Source organism: Pseudomonas sp. WPR_5_2 (assembly GCF_003634475.1).
GTDB lineage: Bacteria > Pseudomonadota > Gammaproteobacteria > Pseudomonadales > Pseudomonadaceae > Aquipseudomonas > Aquipseudomonas izuensis.
Genome location: NZ_RBLA01000011.1, coordinates 17436 through 41509 on the forward strand (window position 1 = coordinate 17436; position 24074 = coordinate 41509).

General features: G+C 58.9%; 21 protein-coding genes. 15 read left to right on the forward strand and 6 right to left on the reverse strand.

Annotation, left to right across the window (positions count from 1 at the left end):
- The first annotated feature begins 174 nt into the window (after positions 1-174).
- Positions 175-633 (forward strand): VOC family protein, encoded by a 459-nt coding sequence (locus tag BJ917_RS29390; RefSeq protein WP_121105824.1) that lies wholly within the window; start codon positions 175-177, stop codon positions 631-633.
- 171 nt (positions 634-804) lie between these two features.
- On the opposite strand, the gene BJ917_RS29395 is transcribed toward BJ917_RS29390, so the two are convergent.
- From BJ917_RS29395 to BJ917_RS29405, 3 genes are all read right to left on the reverse strand, one after another.
- Positions 805-1299 (reverse strand): GNAT family N-acetyltransferase, encoded by a 495-nt coding sequence (locus tag BJ917_RS29395; protein WP_121105826.1) that lies wholly within the window; start codon positions 1297-1299, stop codon positions 805-807.
- A gap of 210 nt (positions 1300-1509) precedes the next feature.
- Positions 1510-2835 (reverse strand): ATP-binding protein, encoded by a 1326-nt coding sequence (locus BJ917_RS29400; protein ID WP_121105828.1) that lies wholly within the window; start codon positions 2833-2835, stop codon positions 1510-1512.
- Positions 2832-3512, reverse strand: coding sequence for a response regulator (locus BJ917_RS29405; RefSeq protein ID WP_095196723.1), 681 nt, complete (start codon positions 3510-3512; stop codon positions 2832-2834). Before BJ917_RS29405 ends, BJ917_RS29400 begins: the two co-directional genes overlap by 4 nt.
- A gap of 351 nt (positions 3513-3863) precedes the next feature.
- Between BJ917_RS29405 and BJ917_RS29410 the strand changes: the two genes are divergently transcribed.
- From BJ917_RS29410 to dsbG, 5 genes are all read left to right on the forward strand, one after another.
- Positions 3864-4601, forward strand: a complete 738-nt coding sequence (locus BJ917_RS29410; protein ID WP_096509826.1) for a hypothetical protein — start codon at positions 3864-3866, stop codon at positions 4599-4601.
- A gap of 165 nt (positions 4602-4766) precedes the next feature.
- Positions 4767-5720 (forward strand): tetratricopeptide repeat protein, encoded by a 954-nt coding sequence (locus BJ917_RS29415; protein WP_121105830.1) that lies wholly within the window; start codon positions 4767-4769, stop codon positions 5718-5720.
- A 109-nt stretch (positions 5721-5829) separates the two neighbouring features.
- On the forward strand, positions 5830-7572 hold the full coding sequence (dsbD, locus tag BJ917_RS29420) for a protein-disulfide reductase DsbD (protein WP_177435623.1): 1743 nt from the start codon (positions 5830-5832) through the stop codon (positions 7570-7572).
- A complete protein-coding gene (locus BJ917_RS29425) occupies positions 7572-8426 on the forward strand; it encodes a TlpA disulfide reductase family protein (protein WP_121105831.1) in 855 nt (284 codons plus the stop codon). The genes dsbD and BJ917_RS29425 overlap by 1 nt, the downstream gene beginning before the upstream one ends.
- Positions 8402-9169, forward strand: coding sequence for a thiol:disulfide interchange protein DsbG (gene dsbG / locus BJ917_RS29430; protein ID WP_096509822.1), 768 nt, complete (start codon positions 8402-8404; stop codon positions 9167-9169). The genes BJ917_RS29425 and dsbG overlap by 25 nt, the downstream gene beginning before the upstream one ends.
- Positions 9170-9289: 120 nt before the next feature.
- On the opposite strand, the gene BJ917_RS29435 is transcribed toward dsbG, so the two are convergent.
- Complete coding sequence (locus BJ917_RS29435) at positions 9290-10102, reverse strand: alpha/beta fold hydrolase (protein WP_096509821.1); 813 nt, start codon at positions 10100-10102, stop codon at positions 9290-9292.
- Between the two features lie 337 nt (positions 10103-10439).
- On the opposite strand from BJ917_RS29435, the gene BJ917_RS29440 reads away from it, so the two are divergent.
- From BJ917_RS29440 to BJ917_RS29465, 6 genes are all read left to right on the forward strand, one after another.
- Positions 10440-12482, forward strand: a complete 2043-nt coding sequence (locus BJ917_RS29440; protein ID WP_121105832.1) for a type VI secretion system tip protein VgrG — start codon at positions 10440-10442, stop codon at positions 12480-12482.
- Positions 12479-13333, forward strand: coding sequence for a DUF4123 domain-containing protein (locus BJ917_RS29445; RefSeq protein ID WP_121105833.1), 855 nt, complete (start codon positions 12479-12481; stop codon positions 13331-13333). Before BJ917_RS29440 ends, BJ917_RS29445 begins: the two co-directional genes overlap by 4 nt.
- Positions 13330-14100, forward strand: coding sequence for a hypothetical protein (locus tag BJ917_RS29450; protein ID WP_121105835.1), 771 nt, complete (start codon positions 13330-13332; stop codon positions 14098-14100). Before BJ917_RS29445 ends, BJ917_RS29450 begins: the two co-directional genes overlap by 4 nt.
- Positions 14101-14112: 12 nt before the next feature.
- On the forward strand, positions 14113-14964 hold the full coding sequence (locus BJ917_RS29455; protein ID WP_256658584.1) for a hypothetical protein: 852 nt from the start codon (positions 14113-14115) through the stop codon (positions 14962-14964).
- Positions 14965-14976: 12 nt separating this feature from the next.
- Positions 14977-17124 carry a lipase family protein gene (locus tag BJ917_RS29460; RefSeq protein WP_121105837.1) on the forward strand — a complete coding sequence of 716 codons (2148 nt, stop codon included), beginning with the start codon at positions 14977-14979 and terminating at the stop codon, positions 17122-17124.
- A 266-nt stretch (positions 17125-17390) separates the two neighbouring features.
- Positions 17391-17939, forward strand: coding sequence for an RNA polymerase factor sigma-70 (locus BJ917_RS29465; protein ID WP_096509816.1), 549 nt, complete (start codon positions 17391-17393; stop codon positions 17937-17939).
- A gap of 139 nt (positions 17940-18078) precedes the next feature.
- Here the strand turns inward: BJ917_RS29465 and BJ917_RS29470 are convergent, their stop codons facing one another.
- Positions 18079-18882 (reverse strand): ABC transporter substrate-binding protein, encoded by an 804-nt coding sequence (locus BJ917_RS29470; RefSeq protein WP_096509815.1) that lies wholly within the window; start codon positions 18880-18882, stop codon positions 18079-18081.
- 95 nt (positions 18883-18977) lie between these two features.
- Entirely contained in the window at positions 18978-19601 is a 624-nt protein-coding gene (locus BJ917_RS29475; protein ID WP_096509814.1) for a TetR/AcrR family transcriptional regulator, read from the reverse strand.
- 163 nt (positions 19602-19764) lie between these two features.
- Here BJ917_RS29475 and BJ917_RS29480 point away from each other — a divergent pair, with 163 nt between their 5' ends.
- Genes BJ917_RS29480 through atuC form a run of 3 tightly spaced genes read left to right on the forward strand, consistent with a single transcriptional unit; the run spans position 19765 to position 24069 of the window.
- Positions 19765-21567: an acyclic terpene utilization AtuA family protein gene (locus tag BJ917_RS29480; protein ID WP_096509813.1), complete on the forward strand. Its 1803-nt coding sequence runs from the start codon at positions 19765-19767 to the stop codon at positions 21565-21567.
- A gap of 12 nt (positions 21568-21579) precedes the next feature.
- Positions 21580-22449 (forward strand): SDR family oxidoreductase, encoded by an 870-nt coding sequence (locus tag BJ917_RS29485; protein WP_096509812.1) that lies wholly within the window; start codon positions 21580-21582, stop codon positions 22447-22449.
- A gap of 3 nt (positions 22450-22452) precedes the next feature.
- Positions 22453-24069, forward strand: a complete 1617-nt coding sequence (atuC, locus tag BJ917_RS29490) for a geranyl-CoA carboxylase subunit beta (protein ID WP_121105839.1) — start codon at positions 22453-22455, stop codon at positions 24067-24069.
- The last annotated feature ends 5 nt before the right edge of the window (positions 24070-24074 follow it).

Below are 24074 nucleotides of genomic sequence, written 5' to 3' on the forward strand. Positions count from 1 at the left end.
GTTGCTTCACTGTTGATGGCTGAACAGTGGCGTTGTTAGCGATCGCTGCGATTTTTTTGTGAACTTGAAACATGCTGAAAGTCAAAATCAAGAGATCGCCGCCTTCAGCAGCTCCTACACTTGTTTGTCCTGCTCAAAGGCAGCGGATTCACAACAACTTCAGGGAGAACCATCATGAGCGTCAAACCTATTCCAGAGGGTTATCACAGCATCACCCCGTACCTGGGCATTCAAAAAGCCGCTGAAGCCATCGACTTCTACAAAAAAGCCTTCAATGCCATCGAAGTCATGCGCCTGGCCATGCCCGATGGCCGCGTCGGTCACGCCGAACTGCGCATCGGCGACTGCCCGATCATGCTCGGCACGCCGTGCGATCAAGGGCCGTTGAGCAATCCTAGCCAGTCGCCGTCCGTGGGCCTGCATCTGTATGTGACCGATGTCGACAAGTCTTATAAACAGGCGATTGCCGCCGGCGGCATCGTGGTGTCGGAGGTCAAGGATCAGTTCTATGGCGACCGTTCCGGCACCTTGAAGGATCCCTATGGCCATCTGTGGTTCCTGGCCACGCGCAAGGAGGATCTGACTCAGGAACAGATCGAACAGCGGGCGAAGGAGCTGTTTCAGCAGGGCTGAATTCTTCGTCGACTGATCGGCCGTCATCGCGGGCAAGCCCGCTCCCACAGACATCATGCCGGTCGCAAAATGAGCGTGCGACTCGGATCTGTAGGAGCGGGCTTGCCTGCGATGACGTTAGTACATTCGACAAATGTGTCGGCAGTCAGACCTCAATCGCGGCTCAAGGATTTAGCCTTTCGATGAAACAGAGATCAGGCCCTTGTGCATGGGAATGGCCTGGAGCCCTGAGACCATGAAGGCCCGGGCACAGGGCTGATAGCCCAGATGCCGGTAGAACGCTTCGCTGGTGCGGGTGCTGTTGAGTCGCGCCTGGCGCAGGCCCTGATTGATCAGCCAGCCTTCGAGGTCCTGCACCAGTGCTTGCCCGGCGCCCCGGCGAAACCATTCCGGTTGCACGTAACAGAACGCCACCTTGCCGCTGATCGAGGCCATGGCGACGCCAACCGGTTTGTCCTGCAACAGGGCGATGTTCAAGTACAGCCGCGGGTCGGTGAGCCAGGGCTGGATGTGTTCGATGGTCTTGTTGTGGGTCCAGGTGGCAACGGTTTGCGGATGGTTGCGGTGATCGCGGGCGCAACCGACGCGAATGGAGCGCTCGATGATGCGGCTGATGATGCCGGCGTCGGCTGGAGTTGCCTTGCAGGTGCGAATCGGATCTTCCATGGCGCTGTTACCTCAATCCGTTGAGTGCGAGGAACGATAGCCTTGCGAGGCCCGGGCGGCCAATGCAGAGAAGTTACATTTGATGTGCAACACAACACCAACTGTGGGAGCGAGCCTGCTCGCGAAAGCGTTCTGTCAGTCACATCAATGCTGGATGTGCTGCCGTCTTCGCGAGCAGGCTCGCTCCCACAAGGGGTGTTGTGGTGTTTCTTAGGCTGGCTGCAACGGCATGGTCAGCTCAACCCGCAGTCCATCCGGCCGGCTGTCGAAATACAGGGTACAGCCGCAGCGCTGGACAATGGCCTGGACAATCGCCAGGCCGAGGCCGCAACCGGTACTCTGGCCGTTACGCCAGAAGCGCTGGGTCAAATGCTGCAGATCGTCTTCTGCAATGCCCGGCCCGTGGTCGCGCACCACGAACTGCACACGGTTGCCAGTGGTTTGCAGGCTCAGTTCCACCGAGCCGTCGCCGGGCGTATGGCGCAGGGCGTTGTCCAGCAGATTGCGTAGCGCGGCAATCGACAGCACCGCGGGCATTTGCACCGGCGCGTGGGAGAGTCTGGCCGGTACCTCGAACCTGATGCGCTGGCGATCGCCGCCGGCGGTGTCTTGAATCGCCAGTTTCGCCACTTGTTCGGCGCTGCATTGCACACCATCGTCAAACGACAGGCTGCCCTCGACCCGCGCCAGCAACAGCAATTGTTCGAGTGTCCGGTGCAGACGGTCGGCGCCCTCCTCGGCCCGGGCCAGGGATTGATCCCGGGCCGCCCCCTCGGTCATGCGCGCCACTTGCAGGTGAGTCTTGATCGCCGTCAGCGGGCTGCGCAATTCGTGGGCGGCGTCACCGGTCAGCCGGCGTTCGCGCTCGATGGTCTTGCCGATTCGCTGGAGCAACTGGTTCTGCGTATCGAGCAATGGTTGCAGCTCACTGGGCAATGGCTGGACCTGCAAGGGTTCCAGGGAGTCGGCGCTGCGACGCATCAAGGCATCGCGCATGCGGTTGAGCGGCGCCAGCCCCTGGCCGATCCCCAGCCAGAGCAGGCACAGGCAACCAAGCAAGGCCACGCCCACCGGCACCGACGCGGCCAACAGGATCGACATGTTCAACGCCTCCCGCTCGATCTGCCGATCGGCCGTGGTAATGCGCAGATCGCCCCTGGCCAGGGTGAAACTGCGCCATGGCGCGCCGTCGATCATTTGATCGTGGAAGCCCAGTTTTTCGGCTTCCAGGGTTTGTCCCGGATCGCTGTGACTGCGGGCGAGGATTTCCCCGCGCAATGAGCTGACCTGACAGGCCATGCCCCCGGGAATATTAAGCTGTTCGGCACTGAAATGCGTGCCCTCGCCCTTGCTCGGCACCGGCGGCAATTGCTCCATCAACCCGGCGACCATCCGCGCCGAAGCCACCAGGCGCTGGTCGAGGGAAAACATCATTTGATTGCGCAGATCGCTGAGCATCCACGCCGCCGCCAGCGCCCAGATCAGCGCAAACGCGGCGCCGAGCGTCAGGCTCAGGCGCAAACGCAGACTCATCACTTCGATTGTTCTCCACCATCGGCCGGCCCCAGGCGATACCCCAGGCCGCGCACCGTCTCGACGATACCATTGCCGAGTTTGCGCCGCAGGTGATGGATATGGACGTTGAGGGCGTTGCTCTCAAGCTCGTCGTTGAAGCCATAGACGCTGTCCTTGAGTTGCTCGGTGGACAGCACGCGACCACGGTTGTGCAGCAGGGCCTGCAACAACGATTGCTCGCGGCGCGAGAGATCCACCGGCTGGCCGGCCAGCGTGGTTTCGCGACTGCTCGGGTCGTAAGTCAAGGCACCGTGTTCGATCAGGTTGACGCTGCGCCCCGCCACCCGTCGCAACAGGGTGTGCAGGCGCGCGGCCAATTCGCGCAGGTCGAAAGGTTTGAGCAGGTAGTCATCGGCGCCGGCCTGCAAACCGTCGACACGGTCGGTGACCGAGTCCCGGGCCGTGAGGATCAGCACCGGCAGTTCCAGACCGTTGTGGCGCAACTGCTGCAGCAGCTTCAGGCCATCCTCGTCGGGCAAGCCGAGATCGAGCACCATCACGTCGAACTCCGCCACCTTGAGCATCGCCCGTGCCGCGGACGCCGTGGCCACGTGCTCCACGGTCAGGCCCTGGGCGGTCAGGCCGGCGACGATGCCGCTGGCGATCAACTCATCGTCTTCGCAAACCAGTACGTGCATGGGGGCCTCCATAAAAAACACGAGTCAAACAAACCGGCATTAAGTCCGGATTATGTCGATGAATACGGCTCGGGAGAAGCTCAAATCCGACGGTGTACCGACACCGCTGTACAGCGGTTGTGGTACCCACTCAACTTTCCGTACCAATAACTACCGCAACATAACAACATCGCCTTTAAGTTCATTGGATTTCGAAACAACTATAAACAAAACCCAGAATACAACACATTTATTTCATAGTAGTTTCAACCCACAACTCAAGGCCACTGCCAAATATAGTTAAACACTTACCTAATGATAAAACCTCTTAAACGGGCTTGAAGCACTCAGTTCACTGAAAGGAAGAAAACCATGCCAACACTTAAAAATTTTGTTGCTGTCGACTGGCGTGCGGGCAAAGACAAGATTTATTTCTTCTTCAAGGATATTAACAAATACTCTCGATTCGACCTCGCTGATAATACCGTCGAAGCTGGATACCCCTTCGACATCAATGCCAAGACCTGGGGAGATTTTCATTCCCATGCAAAAGACCTGCGCTTTGGCTTCACGACGACCGCACATAATTCAAAAATAGAAACCGGGGCCAGCATGAGTGAAATGGACCTGGATGTTTTGTGGCTTTTTTATTACGCAGATGGCAGGCCCACAGTCTGTCGATTCGATCAAGACAGGGACAAGGTCATTAGCGTACACCGTGTAGAAGACTCAAAATGGCACCAGCTAACCCCCTACTTCGATCGTATCGTTGCCGGCACGTGGTGGGGTTCACCCGACAATTCCTTTTTGTTCCACTTCTTTTTGAATGACGGCACATTCCTGCGCCTTGACTTTAAACCCGAAGCCGTAAGCCACAAATTAAAAACCATTAGACATGCGTCGATTACAAACAGCAATCATCCAGGACTGGAACGTTACAAACATCGGATTATTGGTGCAGTACAGAACGACCGTCCCATGTTCAATCGTTATTATTATATTTTCCTGACCAACAACGAATACATCAGATACGACATGGGCAATAACCGAGCCGAGACAGGCCCAGTCAAAATTGACGACGTGTCCTGGCCCGGGCTGTTGCGCGACTGAATATCGCGACGACGTCGCAGCCGACCAGTCCTTGGGGGCGGTTAATCATCGCGAGCGTCTACAGGATTCCACGCGATACATATATACCGCCCCCATCTCCCTCCTCCTCAATAGCCTGTATCGGGTTGCACTCAAATTCATTCCTACTCGATAGAGGCTGCAAATATGCATTCACATTTAAGTATTTTAACGACTCTGTTCAACCTGCGTGACACCCTGAGCGCACTGATAACCCGAATCACCGATCAGCCCCAAGAAGCGATCACCAAGGGCATCGTCCTGTACAACCTGGGAGAATTCAGCCAGGCCAAGTCCTATCTGACGATCGGCGCCACCGCAGGCGACCGTGCGTCGCTATACGCGTTGGCCGAGGTGATAAGGCGTCAGGCAGGCAGCATCACCGAAGAAGCAAAAAACTGGTATCGACTCGCTGGCGCTCAGGATCATGTTTACGCCCTGATGCGACTGGGAGACGAAGCCTCGCTCAAGAAAGCGAAGGAACTGGCCCAGACCGAAGCCGACAAAGGCAATGCTGACGCCATGCTTGAGTTGTACGAGTTGAACCAGAACATTGAGGCATTGAGAAAAGCCGCGGATGCCGGTTCTCTGGAGGGGCAGTACATTCTTGCGGTCAAGTACGACAAGGACGAATCGCTCATTGCCGACAGCCGCCTACGTCGAGCCACCATCGATTTGCTGTTGAGAAACGCCGCCGAGGCCGGTTTCCCAAAGGCCATGCATTGGTACAGCAACCGCTTTCCGATCAACCAGAATCTTCCTCTCAGGCGTCAATGGCTGGAAAAGCGCGCCGAACTCAATGACGTCAATGGGGTGCTGGACTATGGTCTGGGGCTCTGTGGTTTCTATGAGGATGATAACGGCGTCGACAAGGAGTACGGGTTCAGCCGAAATCTGGTTAAAGGCTATGGTTTGATCTGGCTGGTTGTCGAAACCACCGCAGAACTGTCTCGACACACGACCGCCAAACAGTGCCTTGAGGAGACTGCCAAGGAGATGACAACCGATCAAATAGCCGCCGCGAAAACCTTCGCGCAACAATGGAAGAAGTCTCATCCTCCGATGTCCGAATACAGGCTGGCCTATAGCGATGTTGTCTGATCCGGTCTGGCAGTCATTGCCAGGGGCGGCCATCGACGGGTTGCGTTAACACCCGGTTAATCGCGGGCCATCATCTTGGGCGATATGTGTCATCCCCAAGGCGTTGTCGATGCGTTACATTATTTCATTGTTATTAGTATTCTTTGCCAGCCTGGGTCAGGCCCAGGCTGGCGGCAATCCGTTTGAAACCAAGCCCGATTTTCTGCCCGTCGGCAAAGCGTTCGTTTTCACCTCAGAGCGCCTTGAATCCGGTGAAACCCAGTTGTTCTGGCAAATTGCCGACGGCTATTACCTATACCAGAAACGCCTGAAATTCGATGGATTGTCTGCCGGGCAGCATCCTGTGCTACCGGAGGGCGAGTCCCACAGCGACGAGTTTTTCGGTGAGCAGCAGGTCTATCGCCAGGGCCTGGAACTGAAGGTCCCCGCCGGTACCACCGGGCAGATCAAGGTGGGTTTCCAGGGCTGCGCCGATGCCGGATTGTGTTATCCGCCGCAGACTCAGGTCGTGGATCTGGGCGGTAACGTCGATGTTTCCGCGACGAACGAAGCACCGGATCAAGCCCTGGCCAGTGGTCTGCAACAGCGGGCGCTGGGCTGGAGCCTCATGGTGTTCTTCGGCCTCGGTTTGTTGCTGGCCTTTACCCCGTGCTCACTGCCAATGTTGCCGATTCTGGCCGGGCTGATTGTCGGCAGTGGTGCCACACCCAGACGCGGTCTCACCCTGGCCGGCAGTTATGTGGTCAGCATGGCACTGGTGTATGCGGCGATGGGCGTCCTGGCGGCGTTGCTCGGGGCAAATCTGCAGGCCCTGCTGCAAAACCCTTGGCTGCTGGGCAGTTTCGCCGCGATTTTCGTGCTGTTGGCGTTACCCATGTTCGGCTACTTCGAGCTGCAACTGCCGGTGGCCGTGCGTGATCGACTGGAAAATGTCTCGCGAAATCAGCGTGGCGGCAGCCTGGTCGGCGCGGGTGTGCTGGGAGCCTTGTCCGGTCTGTTGGTTGGCCCGTGCATGACCGCGCCGCTGGCAGGCGCGCTGCTTTACATCGCACAAAGCGGTAATGCTCTGCATGGCGGGCTGATCCTGTTCGCCCTGGGTATTGGTATTGGTGTGCCACTGTTGTTGCTGGTGACAGTCGGCAATCGCTTCCTGCCCAAACCCGGTGCCTGGATGAATCTGGTCAAGGGCATCTTCGGCTTCCTGTTCCTTGCCACCGCATTATTGTTGCTACGCCCGGTATTGGATGAATCACTTTGGGTTGGCTTGTGTGGTGCGCTGCTGCTGATTGCCGCCTATAGCGCCTGGAAGCAATCGGACGGTTTTGGACGCATCGCGCATCTGTTCGGCGCCAGCTCTTTACTGCTCGGTCTGTGGGGCAGCCTGTTGATGGTCGGTGCGGCGGGCGGCAGTGATGATCTGTTCAAGCCGTTGCAGGTGTTCCGCGCTCCAGGTTCGGCTGTCGCCGCGATGCCAACGGGCCACGACGCCTTCACTACAATCAAAGACCCGGCCGCGCTACAGCGGGAACTCGATGCGGCGCAAGCCCAGGGCCAGTGGGTTTTGCTGGACTACTATGCCGACTGGTGCGTGTCGTGCAAGGTCATGGAAAAACAGGTGTTCGGTAAGGCCAAGGTCCTCGAGGCCCTCAGCGATGTGCGCTTGCTCCGGCTGGATGTGACCGCCGACAATGCCGCCAGCCGCGAACTGCTCGGCCGCTATAAAGTGCCGGGACCACCGAGCCTGCTGTGGGTCGGTGCCGACGGCGTTGAGCGTCGCAGCCAGCGCATCACCGGCGAGGTCGATGCCGAGACCTTCCTGCAACGCTGGACCACCACCCGAGACGCCCGTTAATGCTGACCTTCACCCTCGGCACCTTTGCCATCGCGCTCAACCATCTACTGCTGATCAGTGCATTGGCACTGGCGACGTTCGTCGGTTGGCGGGTGGCCAGGCGCGGTGGCGATAACCCCGAGTCGGTACTGTTCAGCCTGTTTTTGATCGGTTTGCTCGCGGCACGGGTCGGTTTCATCGCAGCTTACTGGGCGCACTACCGCAACGATCCCTGGCAGGTGATCGACCTGCGCGACGGAGGCTTTCTCGCCTGGCCGGGGGTGATCGCGCTGGTGCTTGCCACGCTGTACCGGGGCTGGCGTCGCCCCGGCCTGCGCCGTCCGTTGGGCTTTGGCGTGGCCAGTGGACTGGCGTTCTGGCTGCTGGCGAGCTTCTCCCTGAGCCTTTATGAGCAAGGCACGCGCCTGCCGGAAATCACCCTGCGCAACGCCGCCGGTGAAACCGTGCAACTGGCCGACTACAAGGGTGGCCCGCTGGTGATCAACCTGTGGGCCACCTGGTGCCCGCCCTGCCGTCGGGAAATGCCGGTCCTGGAAAACGCCCAGCAACAACGCCCGGACCTGACGTTTCTATTCGTCAATCAGGCCGAAAGCATGCAAAGCGTCGCTACCTTTCTGGAAACCCAGGGCCTGAGCCTGGCCAACGTGCTGTTCGACGGCGGTGGTCGCCTGGGCCAGGCCGTCGGTTCCATGGCCTTGCCGACGACGCTGTTCTATAGCCCCGACGGTCGCCTGTTGGGCAGCCATCTGGGCGAACTGTCGCAAGCCAGCCTGGCCCGCGCCCTGGAAAACTTCGACTCCGCACCTGCCACCTCTTCAAGGAAACCGCCATGCCCCGCCTCCGCCACCTGCTGACCCTGACCCTGGGTGCCGCCCTGCTGCACTTGCCGTTGGCGCAGGCCGAAGAGTTGCCCGAAGCGATCAAGAAGATCGAAGCCAAAGGTGCGAAAATCGTCGGCCAATTCGACGCACCCGATGGCTTGCGTGGTTACGCGGCGCAATACCAGAACCGTGGCATGGCGCTGTACCTGACACCCGATGGCAAGCATGTGCTGCTGGGCAACCTGTACGACGCCGAAGGTAACGACTTGAGCAGCGCGCCGTTGCAAAAACTGGTGTACGCGCCGATGGCCAAGGAAATCTGGGGCAAGATGGAAGCCAGTAACTGGATCGCCGATGGCAACAAGGATGCGCCACGCGTCATCTACCTGTTCAGTGACCCGAACTGCCCGTACTGCAACATGTTCTGGGAACAGGCACGGCCCTGGGTCAAGGCCGGCAAGGTCCAGTTGCGCCACATCATGGTCGGCATCATCCGCGAAGACAGCCCGGGCAAATCCGCCGCGCTACTGGCCGCAAAGGACCCGCAAAAGGCCCTGCATGACCACGAAGCCGCCGGCAAGGGCAGCTCGCTCAAGGCGTTGAAGGACGTGCCGCCGGCGATTCAGGCGAAGCTCGCCGCCAACATGCAATTGATGGAAGACCTGGAGCTGCAAGCCACTCCGGCGATTTTCTACATGGATGACAAGGGCGAGCTGCAACAGCAACAAGGGGCGCCTTCGCCGGACAAGTTGGTGAAGATTCTCGGGCCCAGGTAGTTGGTTTTGCTGTCAGACGTGTAGTGGCAGCACTGACGTCATCGCGGGCAAGCCCGCTCCCACAGGTATGTGCGATCTCTGTGGGAGCGGGCTTGCCCGCGATGACGTCAGTACGAACAACTATCTCTTCCTGGCTAAAAACTTCAGCAGTGCTTCAGTCACAAACCCCGGATTCTCCAGATTGGAGATATGTCCCGCCTCCGGCACCAGCACACACGGGCAACCGATCAACTGCGCCATTTCACGGGCTTCCGAAGGTGGACGTGGCTTGTCCTGATCGCCACAGATCACCAGCGTGGTCGCTGCATCCAGCTCACCCAGACGCGGCAACAGGTCATCGCGGCCAAAGGTAATCCGCCCCATCGGTACGATGCTTTCGCGCAGGCGTTCGGGCGGAAGTGCCGCCAATTTGGCGCGGAAGTCCTGATACAACGCCGACTGCGGATCAATGCCCGGGCGGAAGAAAATCGGCACCACGATATCCAGCAACTGTGGCGCGATCACGCCGGTTTCTTCGATCATCTTGAACAGCGAAAAGTAGTATTGGCGGGTCGGCTCCGGCTCGACGCCAACATAGGTGTCCATCAGTACCAACCCGTTGAGCCGCTGCGGTTCCGACAAGGCCAGGCGCACGCCCCACATGCCCCCGACCGAGAGGCCAACCAGGGTCGCGCGATCGATGTCCAGATGATCGAGCAATGCCAATGCCTGGCGCGCCACATCGTCCAGCGACGTCGTGCCGGCAGGCAGTGCCCCTGATTCACCATGGCCCCACAGGTCCAGGGCAATCACCCGATACTGTTGTGACAGCGCGGCAATCTGCGGCGCCCACATGGCCTGATCCCACAGGTAACTGCCAGCCAGCAGGACTGCCGGGCCGGTGCCTTGATCGATGTAATGAAGGGGGCGACCGTCAATGGTTACGAAAGGCATCGGAGCGTCTCCGTTTGAAAAATGGAGTCGGAAGATTGAGTGCCTGATGGTTAGCAGTCAATCACACGAATGTAAGCGTTTGCCGTTTTCGCGAGCAGGCTCCCACAGGGACTGATGGTATTCACACATCGGCGCCCCGCTGGATTGCAGCGTTCTAATTGAAGGTTTGTAACGGCATTTTAGGAAGCGTCTGACATCAATTCATTGGCAGCCTTGGTAGCGTTGCAGCTGAACCCGGCTTCAGAACGTTTTACCGTAAAGGGTCATGGATGACCTTTTTACACGCGTGCATCAACGTTCCGGAGTCTGTGCAACGCCGCAGGACAAGGAGTCATGCATGCCCGACGCGACCCTCGATACCCGTTTCACGCTTGCGATCACCGATTTCGAACACGACCTTCAGGTCCTATCCTTCGTTGGCAATGAGTCCATCAGCCAGACCTACGCCTTCGATGTCGAACTGGTCAGCGACAGACCGAACCTGGACCTGGAAAACCTCCTGCACAAACAGGCTTTCCTGGCCTTTAACGATCATGGCAACGGCATTCATGGCCAGATACATAGCGTTGCCCGCGGTGAGAGCGGTCATCGCCTGACCCATTACGGCCTGACGCTGGTGCCTCGGCTGGCCTACCTCAAACACCGAATCAACCAGCGCATTTTTCAGCAATTGACCGTTGCACAGATCATTGCGACGGTATTGGAAGACCACGGCCTCAATCGTGAATTTCACGAGTTCCGCCTGACCTCGGTTTATCCCCCTCGCGAATATTGCGTGCAATACCAGGAATCTGATTTGCACTTCATCCAGCGCCTCTGTGAAGAAGAAGGCCTGCATTACCACTTCAGCCATAGCCGCGAAAAACATCTGCTGGTGTTTGCCGATCATCAGTCCATGTTCCCCCGGACTGAAGGGGTAACACCTTATCGACGGGACAACGGCCTGGTTGCCGAAGGGCCGGTCATCAAGCGATTCAAGCGACAACTCAATACCCGCCCCAGTCGCACCACACGCCGAGAGTACGATTTCAAGAAAGCCAGCATACTGTTGGAATCCAACTGCCGATCCGCGCCCGGCCAGGTTCAGCCGGATCTGGAAGATTATGCTTACCTGGGAAGGGTTGATCTGGTTGAGCGTGACAAGGTGCGAAGTCAACGGTCCCTGGAACGTCACCGCGTCGATCACAACCGGGCAAAGGGCAAAAGCGATCAACCGACCCTGGTATCCGGGCACCTTCTGCAGATGTCGGAGCACCCGATCCGTGAATGGAACGACCTCTGGCTACTGACCAAAGTGCGCCATGAAGGCCGGCAACCCGCCGTGCTCGAGGAGAATTTCAGCCACGACGCGACCGATCGACAGGACGGCTTTGTCCAGGGTTATCGCAACCGGTTTGTTGCCATTCCCTGGGATGTTTTCTACCGCCCGCCCCTCGTTCACGAAAAACCGCGAATGCTCGGCAGCCAGACCGCGAAGGTCACCGGTCCCGAAGGCGAAGAGATCCATTGCGATCGATACGGGCGGGTCAAGGTGCAGTTTCATTGGGATCGCGAAGGGCGACACAACGATCAAAGCAGTTGCTGGCTGCGGGTGGCCTCCGGTTTCGCCGGCAATGCCCACGGTAGCGTCAGCCTGCCGCGGGTCGGCATGGAAGTACTCGTCAGCTTTCTGGAAGGTGATCCCGACCAACCGCTGATCAGCGGCTGCCTGATCAACAGCATCAACCCACCGCCCTATTCATTGCCGGAGCATAAAACCCGCAGCGTGTTTCGTTCGCGTAGTACGCCGAACAGCACCGGCTTCAATGAAGTGCACCTGGAGGATCGCGTCGGTCGGGAGTTGATCTACCTGCGTGCCCAACGGGATATGGAGCAGAAGATCGAAAACGACAGTCGCCTCGAAGTGGGTAATGAGCGGCGGGAAACCATCAAGGGCAACAGTTTTACGGTGCTGGAGGCGCAAGAACATCGCACTGTCCTGGGGGATCACATGGTCCATGTGGCCAGCAACAGCCACACCCGCGTCGATGAAAACCTGGTCATCGAAGCTGACCAGGTTTGCATCAAGGTCAGCAAGTTTCTGATCCTGGAGGCCGCCGCGGGCGTCAGCATTCGGGGAGGCGACCAACACCTGGTGATTGGCCATGGCGGCATTTTCGGCAGCAGCGAGCTCCAGCTCGGTGGCGCACCGGTGCCCGGCTCGGCCATCTCGGCACCCGCAATGGTTGAAGCACTGTCGGCGCCAGCGGAACTGCGCCCCGTGCTGGCGCTCAGCCAAAGGGCATTGATGACGCACAGCAAAATGCTGGGCGCGGACTTCTGCCCCGTTTGCGAGGCTTGCCGCGCTGGCATCTGCCTGCCACAAGGAGACCTGGCATGACCGACTTGTTTGTCCGTCGCTGGATGGCCGACCAGCAACGTGCTGGCCATTCGCTTTGCTTGATTCTGGATTCTGAAAATGAAAGCGACATCCGCCAGTCACTGTTGAACGCCAGCCCGATCGAGCAGTATCTGAGTGTCTACGAAGGCACTGCCATCACCGACCTGGCCAATGCCGGGCCGTTCATTTTCACCCTCGACCAGCCCGGCGACAGACGCATCGATGGACTGCTCGAACATCCGCAGCGTAACTGGGGATGGCTGGCCAGCCTGCCGAAAGGTGACTTGCCCAACCTGGCCAAACACTGGCGCGAACGCTTGCTCATCGGTCCGCGTGCGCATCAAGCGCTGTACCGCTTTCATGACAATCGGGTGTTGGCCCGGGCCCTCGAACAATTACCTGCCGACGCTCTTCCGGCCTACCTCGGGCCGGTGATCAGTGTGTGCTGCTGGGATGGCACAGGCTGGAAAATCACCGACAACCCGGCACCCGGCACTTATCCAGTGCCCAATGAACCCCTGTGGTTGCGCACATCGACTTGCGCTTGGCAGGCAATGCAAATTCGCCTTATCAATGCCCATCGTTACCTATTGGCCGAGCACGTAAAGGCCTACGCCGACCTCGCCGGACAACATGATCCGGATGCCTGGCTACGCGATCGACTGACCCAAGCGGATGCATGGGGCTGGCACGCGCCGGAGCAAGTGGAGTTTCTCTTGGTGCAGAGCCTGCAAGCACCGGCCTATACCCTGGAGGCGTATTGGCAGGCGCGTGCCGATGAAACACCGGCCAGGCATTTTGAGCGGGTGTATTCGTTACAGGGGCTTGGCAAAAGGCAGACGCCGTTATGAACGGCCCATGGCGTGGCGCCGGCCTGGGGGGATGCATGGTGTTAATGGCCGGCTGCGCCAGCCAGCCGAATACCTTCACTTTCACGGCGGAGTTACCGCCGGATTTCGCCTACGTCGCAACGGTCTACTACGAGCCCGCCGAAGGCGAAACCTGCACCGTCAAAAACCGGCGCAACAAAAACATCATGTTCAACCGGGAATGGCGCACGCAATACACACCGGACGCCGAAATCACTATTCGAAGAACGATAGATGGCTGCCCCTCGGTGATCCAGCGTATTGAGCTGGATATCAATGCGACTTATGGAAAAGACCGGGGAGATTTTGGGGGAGACAGCGCCAACGTCGCCTTTCGTGACGAATTGGAGGAGCAATACAAGGGCACGTTCAGCAACACGGGTGAAAGTACGTTTTACGGTGAATGCCAATGGCTGTTCCGCACCTCCGGCAAGCCCCGCATCCTTCGAAAACTCCTCGACTGCAAAAAAACCAACGCTCAGGGCGAGCTGGGAAAGGGGCGTCCGTTCTCGGCGTACACCCTTGATCAACTGCCGGGTAAAACCGTGAGGATGAAGATCACGCTGGCTGAGGAAGAAAAACCTGGCTGGGGAGACACCTGGGTCAAAGTGCCCGGGGGTTGGAAGCGTTGCATGGGCAAAGGTTTAGAAGACCAGCGCGCTTACTGCGATGGCAATTACACGGATTTTAGCCATTTCAAGATGCCGGATGGCCGCATTTGCACCATTTACCCTGGCTGCACGGAATAAGGAGATTTGGACATGGAAAGCCTTTCACATCCGGGTGCTGGCACCTGTGCCACGTCACCGGACAAGGAACACTGGGTATTTCACGCGACCCCATACTACCGAGCACTGCGCCGTTTAATTCCAGGCTGCTGCCTCGTGCTGACCGCCGGCTGCGCCAGCCAGCCGAATACTTTCACCTTCACAGCAGAATTACCGCCTGATTTCGCCTACGTCGCAACGGTCTACTACGAGCCCGCCGGAGGCGAAACCTGCACCGTCAAAAACCGGCGCAACAAAAACATCATGTTCAACCGGGAATGGCGCACGCAATACACACCGGATGCCGAAATCGCTATTCGAAGAACGATCAATGGCTGCCCCTCGGTGATCCAGCGCATTGAGCTGGATATCAAGGCGTCTTATGGCAAAACCCGACGAGAATTTGCGGGAGACAGCGCCAATGTCGCCTTTCGCGACGAGTTGCAGGAGCAATACAAGGGCACGTTCAGCGACGCGGGTGACAGTACGTTTTACGGTGAATGCCAATGGCTGTTCCGCACCTCCGGCAAGCCCCGCATCCTTCGAAAAATCCTCGACTGCAAAAAAACCGACGCACAGGGCGAGCTGGGAAAAGGGCGTCCGTTCTCGGCGTACACCCTTGATCAACTGCCCGGTAAAACCGTGAGGATGAAGATCACGCTGGCTGAGGAAGAAAAACCTGGCTGGGGAGACACCTGGGTCAAAGTGCCCGGGGGTTGGAAGCGTTGCATGGGCAAAGGTTTAGAAGACCAGCGCGCTTACTGCGATGGCAATTACACGGATTTTAGCCATTTCAAGATGCCGGATGGCCGCATTTGCACCATTTACCCCGGCTGCACGGAATAAGGAGATTTAGACATGATGTCCATGGATGACGAGTTTTCATCACGCTTGACCAGCAGAGTGCTGTCGTGCCCCATACAAGGCAGATGGACCAGTTTTCAATTGGTCGACGAGTTCGGCTCGGGAGAACCCTACGCTGGACTGGTCTATACAGTGATCGATTCGGAGGGCCAAAAATACAGCGGCTATCTCGATATCACAGGCACAGGAAAAGTCACTAACCACTTTGCAGGCCCGGTTGCGCTGGTTTTCCATGAGAAGTACGAAGGCACAGAACAACTGTATAAAGACTTAAGAACCAGAACCCACTACCCTCTCCAAATAACCGAACTCCAGGTACGCGCCGAGCAAACCCGCTTCCTGAACCCGGACGCAACACGCCCCATCAGCAATCCAGCCCAAGCCTGCGCCGATGAATTCGTCCAGATAGAAGTGCGTCATCTGGTCGAGCATGTTTCGCATCTCCCTCCAGAGTCGTCCTGCCCGGGTAGTACAGGACGGGCAACTATCATGGGGGAGCATGGCAAGCTCGGCTTTGCCCTGCTACCGCAACAGCACACGGTGCTTGAAGTACGACCACTGCGGGCCTTGCGCCCCATGCTGTCGACCGGCCCCGATTTCTGCGCACTGAACCTCTATCAACTCGCACTGATGTCTACCCTGAGCTATTGCCCTTTTGGTCAGGAACCAGAGAAAGCGCCCATAAACTCTACCGTGAGCTTTCCGCTGCAACCGAGCGTTGGAAACTGGTTTGGCGATGCGATGGCCGTGTCAGATGAAATTTGGCAGGTCAATTCATCACAAACCAAACCTTACTATCCGTTGTATGAAGATGTGCCGTACTCCAAACGTCTGGAAATCGTGCCGTTTGATCCAGCTCTCTATGACGTGAATAACCCTGCACTAAAAAGCGATCAGGAACACCCTGCCAAAGTGCACTTTCTCAACGATATCGAACATAAGGAAGCCACGGACACCCAGGCCTTCATTACCCACAACGACGATCTGATCCTGATTGCCGTGCGGGGTACTTCCGAGAATCCTCCCGATGCCCTTCGCGACGCCGATGCATACCAAGTACCGTTTCAAGGCACCGACAGCAAGGTACACCGTGGTTTTTACGAAGCGGCACAAAAGGCTGCCGAGTTTGTCATGAGCTACCTCGACAAGTTTTATGCGGGCCAAAAACTGCTCATTTGTGGCCACAGTCTGGGTGGCGCGATAGCGTTGTTGCTCTCTGAAATACTGCGACGCGATCCCGAGGGTTACACCCTCCAACTCTACACCTACGGCGCCCCCCGAGCCGGTGACGCCAACTTCGTCAAAGACGCGGAACCGCTGGTGCACTACCGCATGGTCAACCATAACGATCCGGTGCCCAGCGTGCCCGGCACCTGGATGAACACCAAGGCCAATGTTTTCGGCGCCGGGGCCGCGATGACCTTTGTCAACGTTCCGCTCGGCCTGTCGGTGTTTGTCGCGGGCATTACCAATTGGACCGGCGAGCCGTACGAGCACCACGGCGCCTTGCTCCACTTCATGCCTGTGCGCTTCAACAGCCAGGAAATGTCTTCGATTCTCTGGCAGCCGGGCTGCGACGTCATCAATCAGCATGCCGCGTGCACAGTGGCGCTGCAGCAGCAAAACGGCCTGCCGCAGCGACCCTCGTTGCTGTCTCAGATTTTCCAGGCCGCAGACCATTTCATGGCGCCCGCCTACATTCCCGCCTGCTGGGCGACGTTGCGGCGCTGGCAGCAAGCATCGGAATCGAACCTTCCCCTGATCACCCGTCGCGAGCTTCAATTTGTAGAAGGCGCATTGAACATCGTCTCTGAAAAAATGCGCCGCAAACGGCAGGATCTGATGGCCAGGCCGGATGCCTATGTGCGGAGCCAGGAAAAGCTCATCAATGCCCTCGAGCAGGAGATTGACCGGATCAAAACCACACAAGCGCGACTGGCGCCCCTGTCTTATCAGTCCATCAAACAGGAAGATGTCTACGGCGTGCTGTGTGCGCAACCCGAGCAACTGGCGCAGAACCTGGCCCGCTGGCAGGCACATCCACAGAACCAGGCTCCCGTGCAACTGGCAGTGGCGCCGCAACCAGGCGCGAACGAACGCTCGATGCCGCCGATGACCATCGATATCGATTCGATTGTTTGAACCATATCCGGCATCAACGGTGGGCAGTGGTGGACACCCAACATATGAACACCCTGAATCCCTGTAGGAGCGAGCCTGCTCGCGATAAACCGGAGAACACCGCGGGGTATCAGGTGAGTCCGAGTGTCGTAGCGCTCACACCAAACGCGCGCACTCCCCTCTCCCAATTGACAATAATTATCATTACGCATAATTTGTCGCTCGATGTGCAGGACGGCCAGGCTTTCCTGGCGTCCCACTAACCTATTGGCAGCAGGGTGATTTCCATGACGGAACAAGTGTCCACAAGCAGGTGCGATTCACCGCTACTTCAGGCCTTCGTCGACAATCGACTGATTCTGGTCAAGATTGCAGCGCGCATCACCGGCTGCCGTTCGCGTGCAGAGGATGTGGTGCAGGATGCATTTTTCCGGTTGCAATCGGCACCCCCGATCACGTCCTCGTTCAAGGCTCAACTCAGTTATTTGTTCCAGATCGTGCGCAACCTGGCGATCGATCACTACCGCAAGCAGGCATTGGAGCAGAAGTATTCCGGGCCTGAAGAGGAAGGGCTGAACGTGGTGATTCAGGGCGCTTCGCCGGAAACGTCGCACATTAATTTTTCGACCCTGGAAAACATCGCCGACGCCCTCACCGAACTGCCGAGCCGTACCCGCTACGCCTTCGAAATGTACCGCCTGAACGGCGTACCGCAAAAGGACATCGCCAAGGAACTCGGTGTCTCGCCAACCCTGGTCAACTTCATGATTCGCGATGCGTTGGTGCATTGCCGCAAGGTGTCGGGCAATCGTGCGGATGCCAGTGCACGTCGTTAAGCGACGACATTTGTGTCGCTCCCATCGCGAGCAAGCCCGCTCCCACAGGTTCAGCGCTAACCCTGTAGGAGCAAGCTTGCTCGCGATGGACGTCAACGATAACCCGTGATGTCTGAATGAGCGCGACCTGTGGAACCCTCTAATGCGGAACCGGCACCACCGCAATCTTGTACGGATCAAAAATCTTCAGCATCTGGCCATTGTCCCGCAGCTCTTGCAGCAAGCTGCCGAATGCCTCACCCGTGATCGGCGCTGTCGGGCGCAGGATGGCGTAATGGTGATAAACCTGGTCGACGCGATCGGACACCAGCAACTGATCAGCGACTTTCAGATTGCGTAAAAAGTAGTCGCTCAAGTATGAGCGCGTCACCAGGGCGATGTCGGCGCGGCCACGCAGCACCATCAGCAGGTTACTGTCATGGGAGTAGGTCAACGTGGCGTTGTAGTGGGTGGCGAGGTATTTGGGCTCGGCGTTGAAGCTGGCAAACTCATAGTGGTAACCGCTGAACAGCGCCAGACGCTTGCCCGTCAAGTCGTCAAAATAGTCTTGCTGGCGAGCCGACCGGCCTTCGGGTTGACGTTGGGCGACGAATATTTCGGCGTCTTCCAGGCCCATGTCGACAATGGTGTGCGGGATTTCTTTCCAACCCCAGTCGGGATTTTCGAAGATCGCCATGTCCACCCGCCCTTGCTTGAAGTCACCAAAGCGTCGGGGAATGGAAGTGGGCACCAGCACGAATTGATAGTCGCTTTGCAGGGCATTGAGCGCTGCGACCAATTGCGGCAGCAGGCCCGTGTCGGCCCCGGTTTCCGGGCGCACGGTGTACGGAGGAAAGTGCGCGGCACCGATGCGCACCAGTTGTGCGGCCTGGGACGGCAAAATCGATAACGCCGCAAGCGCTGCCAGCAAAAAACGCGAAGCCGTCCGAATTGGCGAAGACATCAATACGACCCACTCCCCAAAAATACTGCATCAATGCTTTCAAGCTAGGCGGTTTCGCCCAGTTAGCCAGTTTCCTGCCGACCAACACAAACTTATTATTTTTCCTCCAGCACCAGAGTCAGCGCTTCATCGGCCAACTGATCGAGGCTCATGCTGCCATCAGCGCGAAACCAGGTGGTCGTCCAGGACAAAGCCCCGGTCAGGAAACGCCGGGTGACGAATACATCACCGCGAATGAACCCGGCGCTCTTGGCTTCGCCCAGCACCTGCAACCAGATGTCTTCATAGATGTCCCGCAGTGCGAGGACTTTTGCCTGGCCGTCCTCGGACAGCGAGCGCCATTCGTAGACCAGCACCGCCATGGCCTCACCGCTGCCGCCCATGATCGACTGCAATTCGCAGCGGATCAGCGCCAGCACCCGCTCGCGCACACTGTGGGCTTCGGCGAGGGCTGCGCGCATCAACGCGGTGTTGTAGCGGACGGTCTCTTCCATCACGGCCCGCAGGATTTCGTCCTTGCTTTTGAAGTGATGGAAAATGCTCCCCGACTGAATGCCCACGGCACCGGCCAGATCGCGCACGGTGGTGCGCTCGTAGCCTTTGTTGCGAAACAGGTGGGCCGCCACTTGCAGCAGCTTGCCACGGGCGCTGTCCGGATCGGTCAACTGGCCGTTGTCGACCAGATCACGCATGACCCTCAGGGCTTTTTGCTCGTCCACCCGTTCTCTCCTACAGTCTTGATCACCGCTAAAACAGCGGGCTTGCGCGGGCAATTTAAGCTGGCATTGGCAACCAAGCAAGCGCTCGGGCAGAAGATATTTCAGTCATTTACAAACCAAGCGCTTGCTTGGTAGTCTCGATTCACATCTGTCGGAGGTGGTTATGGAATTGACTGCGCCCAAAACGATCCGCATCGGTTGCGCAAGCGCCTTCTGGGGCGATACCTCGACTGCCGCCGCGCAACTGGTGGAAGGCGGGCGCCTGGACTACCTGGTGTTCGATTACCTGGCCGAAATCACGATGTCGATCATGGCCGGCGCGCAGATGAAAGACCCCCAGGCCGGTTATGCCAGTGACTTCATCGAAGTCCTGAGCCCCCTCCTCACACAGCTCGCCGAACATAAAATCCGCGTCATCAGCAATGCCGGCGGAGTCAATCCACAGGCCTGCGCCGCCGCCCTGCAAGCGGCCTGCGACAAGGCCGGAGTGGCATTGAAGATCGCCGTGCTGCTGGGTGACGACCTGCAACCGCAGTTCAAACAGCTGAGCACCCTTGGCCTCCATGAAATGTTCAGCGGCGCCCCGCTGCCGCCGATGTGTGTCTCGACCAATGCCTACCTCGGCGCGCCGGGCATCGTCGAAGCCCTGCGTCTGGGGGCGGACATCGTGATCACCGGGCGCGTGGTCGACAGCGCCGTGGTCAGCGCCGCGCTGGTGCATGAATTCGGCTGGTCGTGGCACGACTATGACAAACTGGCCCAGGCGGCGCTGGCCGGGCACATCATCGAATGCGGTGCGCAGTGCACCGGGGGCAACTTCACCGATTGGCGCGATGTGCCGGACTACGAACACATCGGCTTTCCTATCGTCGAAGTGAGCGCCGACAGCCAGTTCATCGTCAGCAAACCCGAAGGCTCCGGTGGACTGGTCACGCCACTGACGGTAGGCGAGCAGATGCTCTATGAGATCGGCGATCCGCGCGCGTATCTGCTGCCGGATGTGGTCTGCGATTTCACCCAGGTCAAACTCGTTCAACAAGGCAAAAATGCCGTTCAGGTGCATGGCGCAAAAGGCCTGCCACCGACCGCTCAGTACAAAGTCAGTGCCACGTATCCGGATGGTTTCCGCTGCACCGCCAGTTGCCTGATCGCCGGCATCGATGCGGTCGACAAGGCCCGTCGAGTCAGCGCGGCGATCATCAACAAGACTTCGGAAATCTTCACTCGGCGTGGCTGGGCGCCCTACAGTGACGTCAGCATCGAACTGCTCGGCAGTGAAGCCACGTACGGCCCCCATGCCCAGCGCCAGGACAGCCGCGAAGTGGTGATCAAGCTCGCCGTACGCCATCCGAACAAGCAGGCATTGATCGTGTTTTCCCGGGAAATCGCCCAGGCGGCCACCGGTATGGCGCCGGGGCTGACCGGCATCGTCGGCGGACGGCCGACGGTGTATCCACTGATCCGCTTGTTCTCGTTCCTCATCGACAAATCCGCCTGCACGCTGGAAATTGATTTCATGGGTCAACGCCATCCGTGCGCCCTGCCCGCCCTGGACATGCTCGATACCCATGATTTACCCGCGCCGTTCGAACCACCCAGACCCGATGGTCCGGCGGACGCCAGCGTGGCGCTGATCAAACTCGCCGTGGCGCGCTCCGGCGACAAGGGCAACCACAGCAACATCGGCGTCATGGCTCGCGCACCCGAGTACCTGCCGTGGATTGCCGAGGCCTTGACCCCGGAGGTGATCGTCGACTGGATGAGCCACGTTCTCGACCCGGTCCACGGACGTGTCGAGCGCTGGTATTTACCCGCCACCCACAGCCTGAATTTTCTTCTTGAAAACGCCCTCGGTGGCGGCGGCGTTGCCAGTCTGCGCATCGACCCGCAAGGCAAGGCCTTCGCCCAGCAACTGCTGGAAATCCAGATTCCGGTGCCGCAGCGCATCGCCGACCAGGTCAACTAGAGGATTGCCACCATGGCCTACGATTCGATTTTCAAAGCCGATTTGTTTGCCGGTCAAACCATCATCGTCACCGGTGGCGGCAGTGGCATCGGCCGCTGCACCGCCCACGAACTGGCGGCCCTGGGCGCCCATGTACTGCTGGTCGGGCGTAAGGCCGACAAACTGAAAAGCGTCGCCGCCGAGATTGCCGAAGACGGCGGCAAGGCCGACTGGATTGTCTGTGATATCCGTGACGAAGACGCGGTCAAGGATCGTGTCGGCGACCTGATCAAAAAACACGGCCCGATACACGGCCTGGTCAACAATGCTGGCGGGCAGTACCCATCGCCCCTGGCCTCGATCAACCAGAAGGGTTTTGAAACCGTGATGCGCACCAATCTGGTGGGCGGTTTCCTGATGGCCCGGGAAGTGTTCAATCAGTCCATGAGCAAGCACGGCGGGTCCATCGTCAACATGCTCGCCGACATGTGGGGCGGTATGCCCGGAATGGGCCACTCCGGCGCGGCGCGTTCGGGCATGGACAACCTGACCAAGACCGCCGCCTTCGAGTGGGGTTACGCCGGCGTGCGGGTCAACGCCGTGGCGCCGGGCTGGGTTGCGTCCAGCGGCATGGACACTTACGAAGGTGCGTTCAAGGCGGTGATCCCGACCTTGCGCGAACACGTGCCGCTCAAGCGCATCGGCACCGAATCGGAAGTCAGTGCGGCCATCGTTTTCCTGCTGAGCCCGGCAGCGGCGTTTATCAGCGGCAGCACCTTGCGCATTGATGGTGCGGCCAGTCTCGGCGGACGGGCGTGGCCGATTCACAAAGCGACGAACAGTGAGTCGTACAACGGTTTTCACCGTGCGTACCTTCCTGATGTGCTCAAGGACAAGGAATAACCCATGCCGGTGATTCAGTCACAACTCGATTCCCACAGCGAACAGTTCGCCCGCAATCATGCGGCGATGCTGACGTGCATCGAACACGTCCGAACACTCGAACAGAACCTGCTGAACAAGGCTGCCGAAGCCAGGGCCAAATTCGAAAAACGCGGCCAACTGCTGCCCCGCGAACGCCTCAATCTGCTCCTGGACCCAGGCGCGCCGTTCCTCGAACTGGCGAGCCTGGCCGGCTACAAACTGCACGACGACAAGGATGGCAGCTCGGCCGGTGGCGGCTTGATCGCCGGAATCGGCTACGTATCCGGCGTTCGCGTGCTGGTGGTAGCGAACAACAGTGCGATCAAGGGCGGGACCATTTCCCCCAGTGGTTTGAAAAAGTCCTTGCGCCTGCAACAAATCGCCATGGAAAACAAACTGCCGATGATCACCCTCGCCGAAAGCGGCGGCGCCAACCTCAACTACGCGGCGGAAATTTTCGTCGAGGGCGCGCGCAGCTTTGCCAATCAGGCGCGGATGTCGGCCATGGGTTTGCCGCAGATCACCGTGGTGCACGGTTCAGCGACGGCGGGCGGCGCCTACCAGCCGGGATTGTCGGACTACGTGGTGGTGGTGCGCGGCAAGGCCAAGCTGTTTCTCGCAGGTCCCCCGCTGCTCAAGGCTGCCACCGGCGAGGTCGCCACCGATGAAGAACTGGGCGGCGCCGAGATGCACGCGCAAATGGCCGGCACCGCCGAATACCTGGCCGAAAACGATGCCGACGGCGTGCGTCAGGTGCGCGAGATCGTCAGCCTGCTGTCATGGAACGATCAACTGCCGTGGCTCCCTGAACCTCAGTGGGAAGAACCGCTCTACCCCATCGACGAACTGCTGGGGCTGATCCCGGAGGATCCGAAAAAGCCTTACGACGTACGCGAAATCATCGCCCGTATCGCCGACGGCTCGAATTTCCTCGAATTCAAGGCCGAGTTCGATCAGCAAACCGTGTGCGGTCATCTGAAAATCCAGGGTCGCGCATGCGGCTTCATCGGCAACAACGGCCCGATCACGCCCAAGGGCGCGAGCAAGGCTGCACAGTTCATTCAGCTGTGCGACCAAAGCCAGACGCCACTGCTGTTTTTCCACAACACCACCGGGTTCATGGTCGGCACCGAATCGGAGCAGCAAGGCGTGATCAAGCACGGCGCCAAGATGATCCAGGCGGTGGCCAATGCCCGGGTGCCCAAACTCACCATCGTCGTCGGCGGTTCCTATGGCGCCGGCAACTACGCGATGTGCGGCCGTGGTCTCGACCCGCGCTTCATCTTCGCCTGGCCCAACAGTCGCACTGCGGTGATGGGCGGCGCCCAGGCCGGCAAGGTGTTGCGCATTGTCACCGAGGCCAAACAGGCCAAGGACGGCCTGGTGCCCGACCCGAAAATGCTCGACATGCTGGAGCAGGTCACCGCGCAGAAACTCGACAGCCAGTCCACGGCGCTCTACGGCAGCGCCAATCTGTGGGACGACGGCCTGATCGATCCACGGGATACCCGGACCCTGCTCGGTTACTTGCTGGATATCTGTCACGAGGCCGGGATACGGCCGCTGCAAGCCAACAGTTTTGGTGTAGCCCGGTTCTAGGCCGA

Excerpts from the sequence above, each read along its gene's own strand:
- BJ917_RS29450 (WP_121105835.1), top strand. The coding sequence starts at position 13,330 with ATGAACGGCCCATGGCGTGGCGCCGGCCTGGGGGGATGCATGGTGTTA.
- BJ917_RS29405 (WP_095196723.1), bottom strand. The coding sequence starts at position 3,512 with ATGCACGTACTGGTTTGCGAAGACGATGAGTTGATCGCCAGCGGCATC.
- BJ917_RS29390 (WP_121105824.1), top strand. The coding sequence starts at position 175 with ATGAGCGTCAAACCTATTCCAGAGGGTTATCACAGCATCACCCCGTAC.
- BJ917_RS29455 (WP_256658584.1), top strand. The coding sequence starts at position 14,113 with ATGGAAAGCCTTTCACATCCGGGTGCTGGCACCTGTGCCACGTCACCG.
- dsbD (WP_177435623.1), top strand. The coding sequence starts at position 5,830 with ATGCGTTACATTATTTCATTGTTATTAGTATTCTTTGCCAGCCTGGGT.
- BJ917_RS29415 (WP_121105830.1), top strand. The coding sequence starts at position 4,767 with ATGCATTCACATTTAAGTATTTTAACGACTCTGTTCAACCTGCGTGAC.
- BJ917_RS29395 (WP_121105826.1), bottom strand. The coding sequence starts at position 1,299 with ATGGAAGATCCGATTCGCACCTGCAAGGCAACTCCAGCCGACGCCGGC.
- BJ917_RS29440 (WP_121105832.1), top strand. The coding sequence starts at position 10,440 with ATGCCCGACGCGACCCTCGATACCCGTTTCACGCTTGCGATCACCGAT.
- BJ917_RS29410 (WP_096509826.1), top strand. The coding sequence starts at position 3,864 with ATGCCAACACTTAAAAATTTTGTTGCTGTCGACTGGCGTGCGGGCAAA.
- BJ917_RS29435 (WP_096509821.1), bottom strand. The coding sequence starts at position 10,102 with ATGCCTTTCGTAACCATTGACGGTCGCCCCCTTCATTACATCGATCAA.
- BJ917_RS29425 (WP_121105831.1), top strand. The coding sequence starts at position 7,572 with ATGCTGACCTTCACCCTCGGCACCTTTGCCATCGCGCTCAACCATCTA.
- BJ917_RS29480 (WP_096509813.1), top strand. The coding sequence starts at position 19,765 with ATGGAATTGACTGCGCCCAAAACGATCCGCATCGGTTGCGCAAGCGCC.
- BJ917_RS29465 (WP_096509816.1), top strand. The coding sequence starts at position 17,391 with ATGACGGAACAAGTGTCCACAAGCAGGTGCGATTCACCGCTACTTCAG.
- dsbG (WP_096509822.1), top strand. The coding sequence starts at position 8,402 with ATGCCCCGCCTCCGCCACCTGCTGACCCTGACCCTGGGTGCCGCCCTG.
- BJ917_RS29445 (WP_121105833.1), top strand. The coding sequence starts at position 12,479 with ATGACCGACTTGTTTGTCCGTCGCTGGATGGCCGACCAGCAACGTGCT.
- BJ917_RS29485 (WP_096509812.1), top strand. The coding sequence starts at position 21,580 with ATGGCCTACGATTCGATTTTCAAAGCCGATTTGTTTGCCGGTCAAACC.
- atuC (WP_121105839.1), top strand. The coding sequence starts at position 22,453 with ATGCCGGTGATTCAGTCACAACTCGATTCCCACAGCGAACAGTTCGCC.
- BJ917_RS29460 (WP_121105837.1), top strand. The coding sequence starts at position 14,977 with ATGATGTCCATGGATGACGAGTTTTCATCACGCTTGACCAGCAGAGTG.
- BJ917_RS29470 (WP_096509815.1), bottom strand. The coding sequence starts at position 18,882 with ATGTCTTCGCCAATTCGGACGGCTTCGCGTTTTTTGCTGGCAGCGCTT.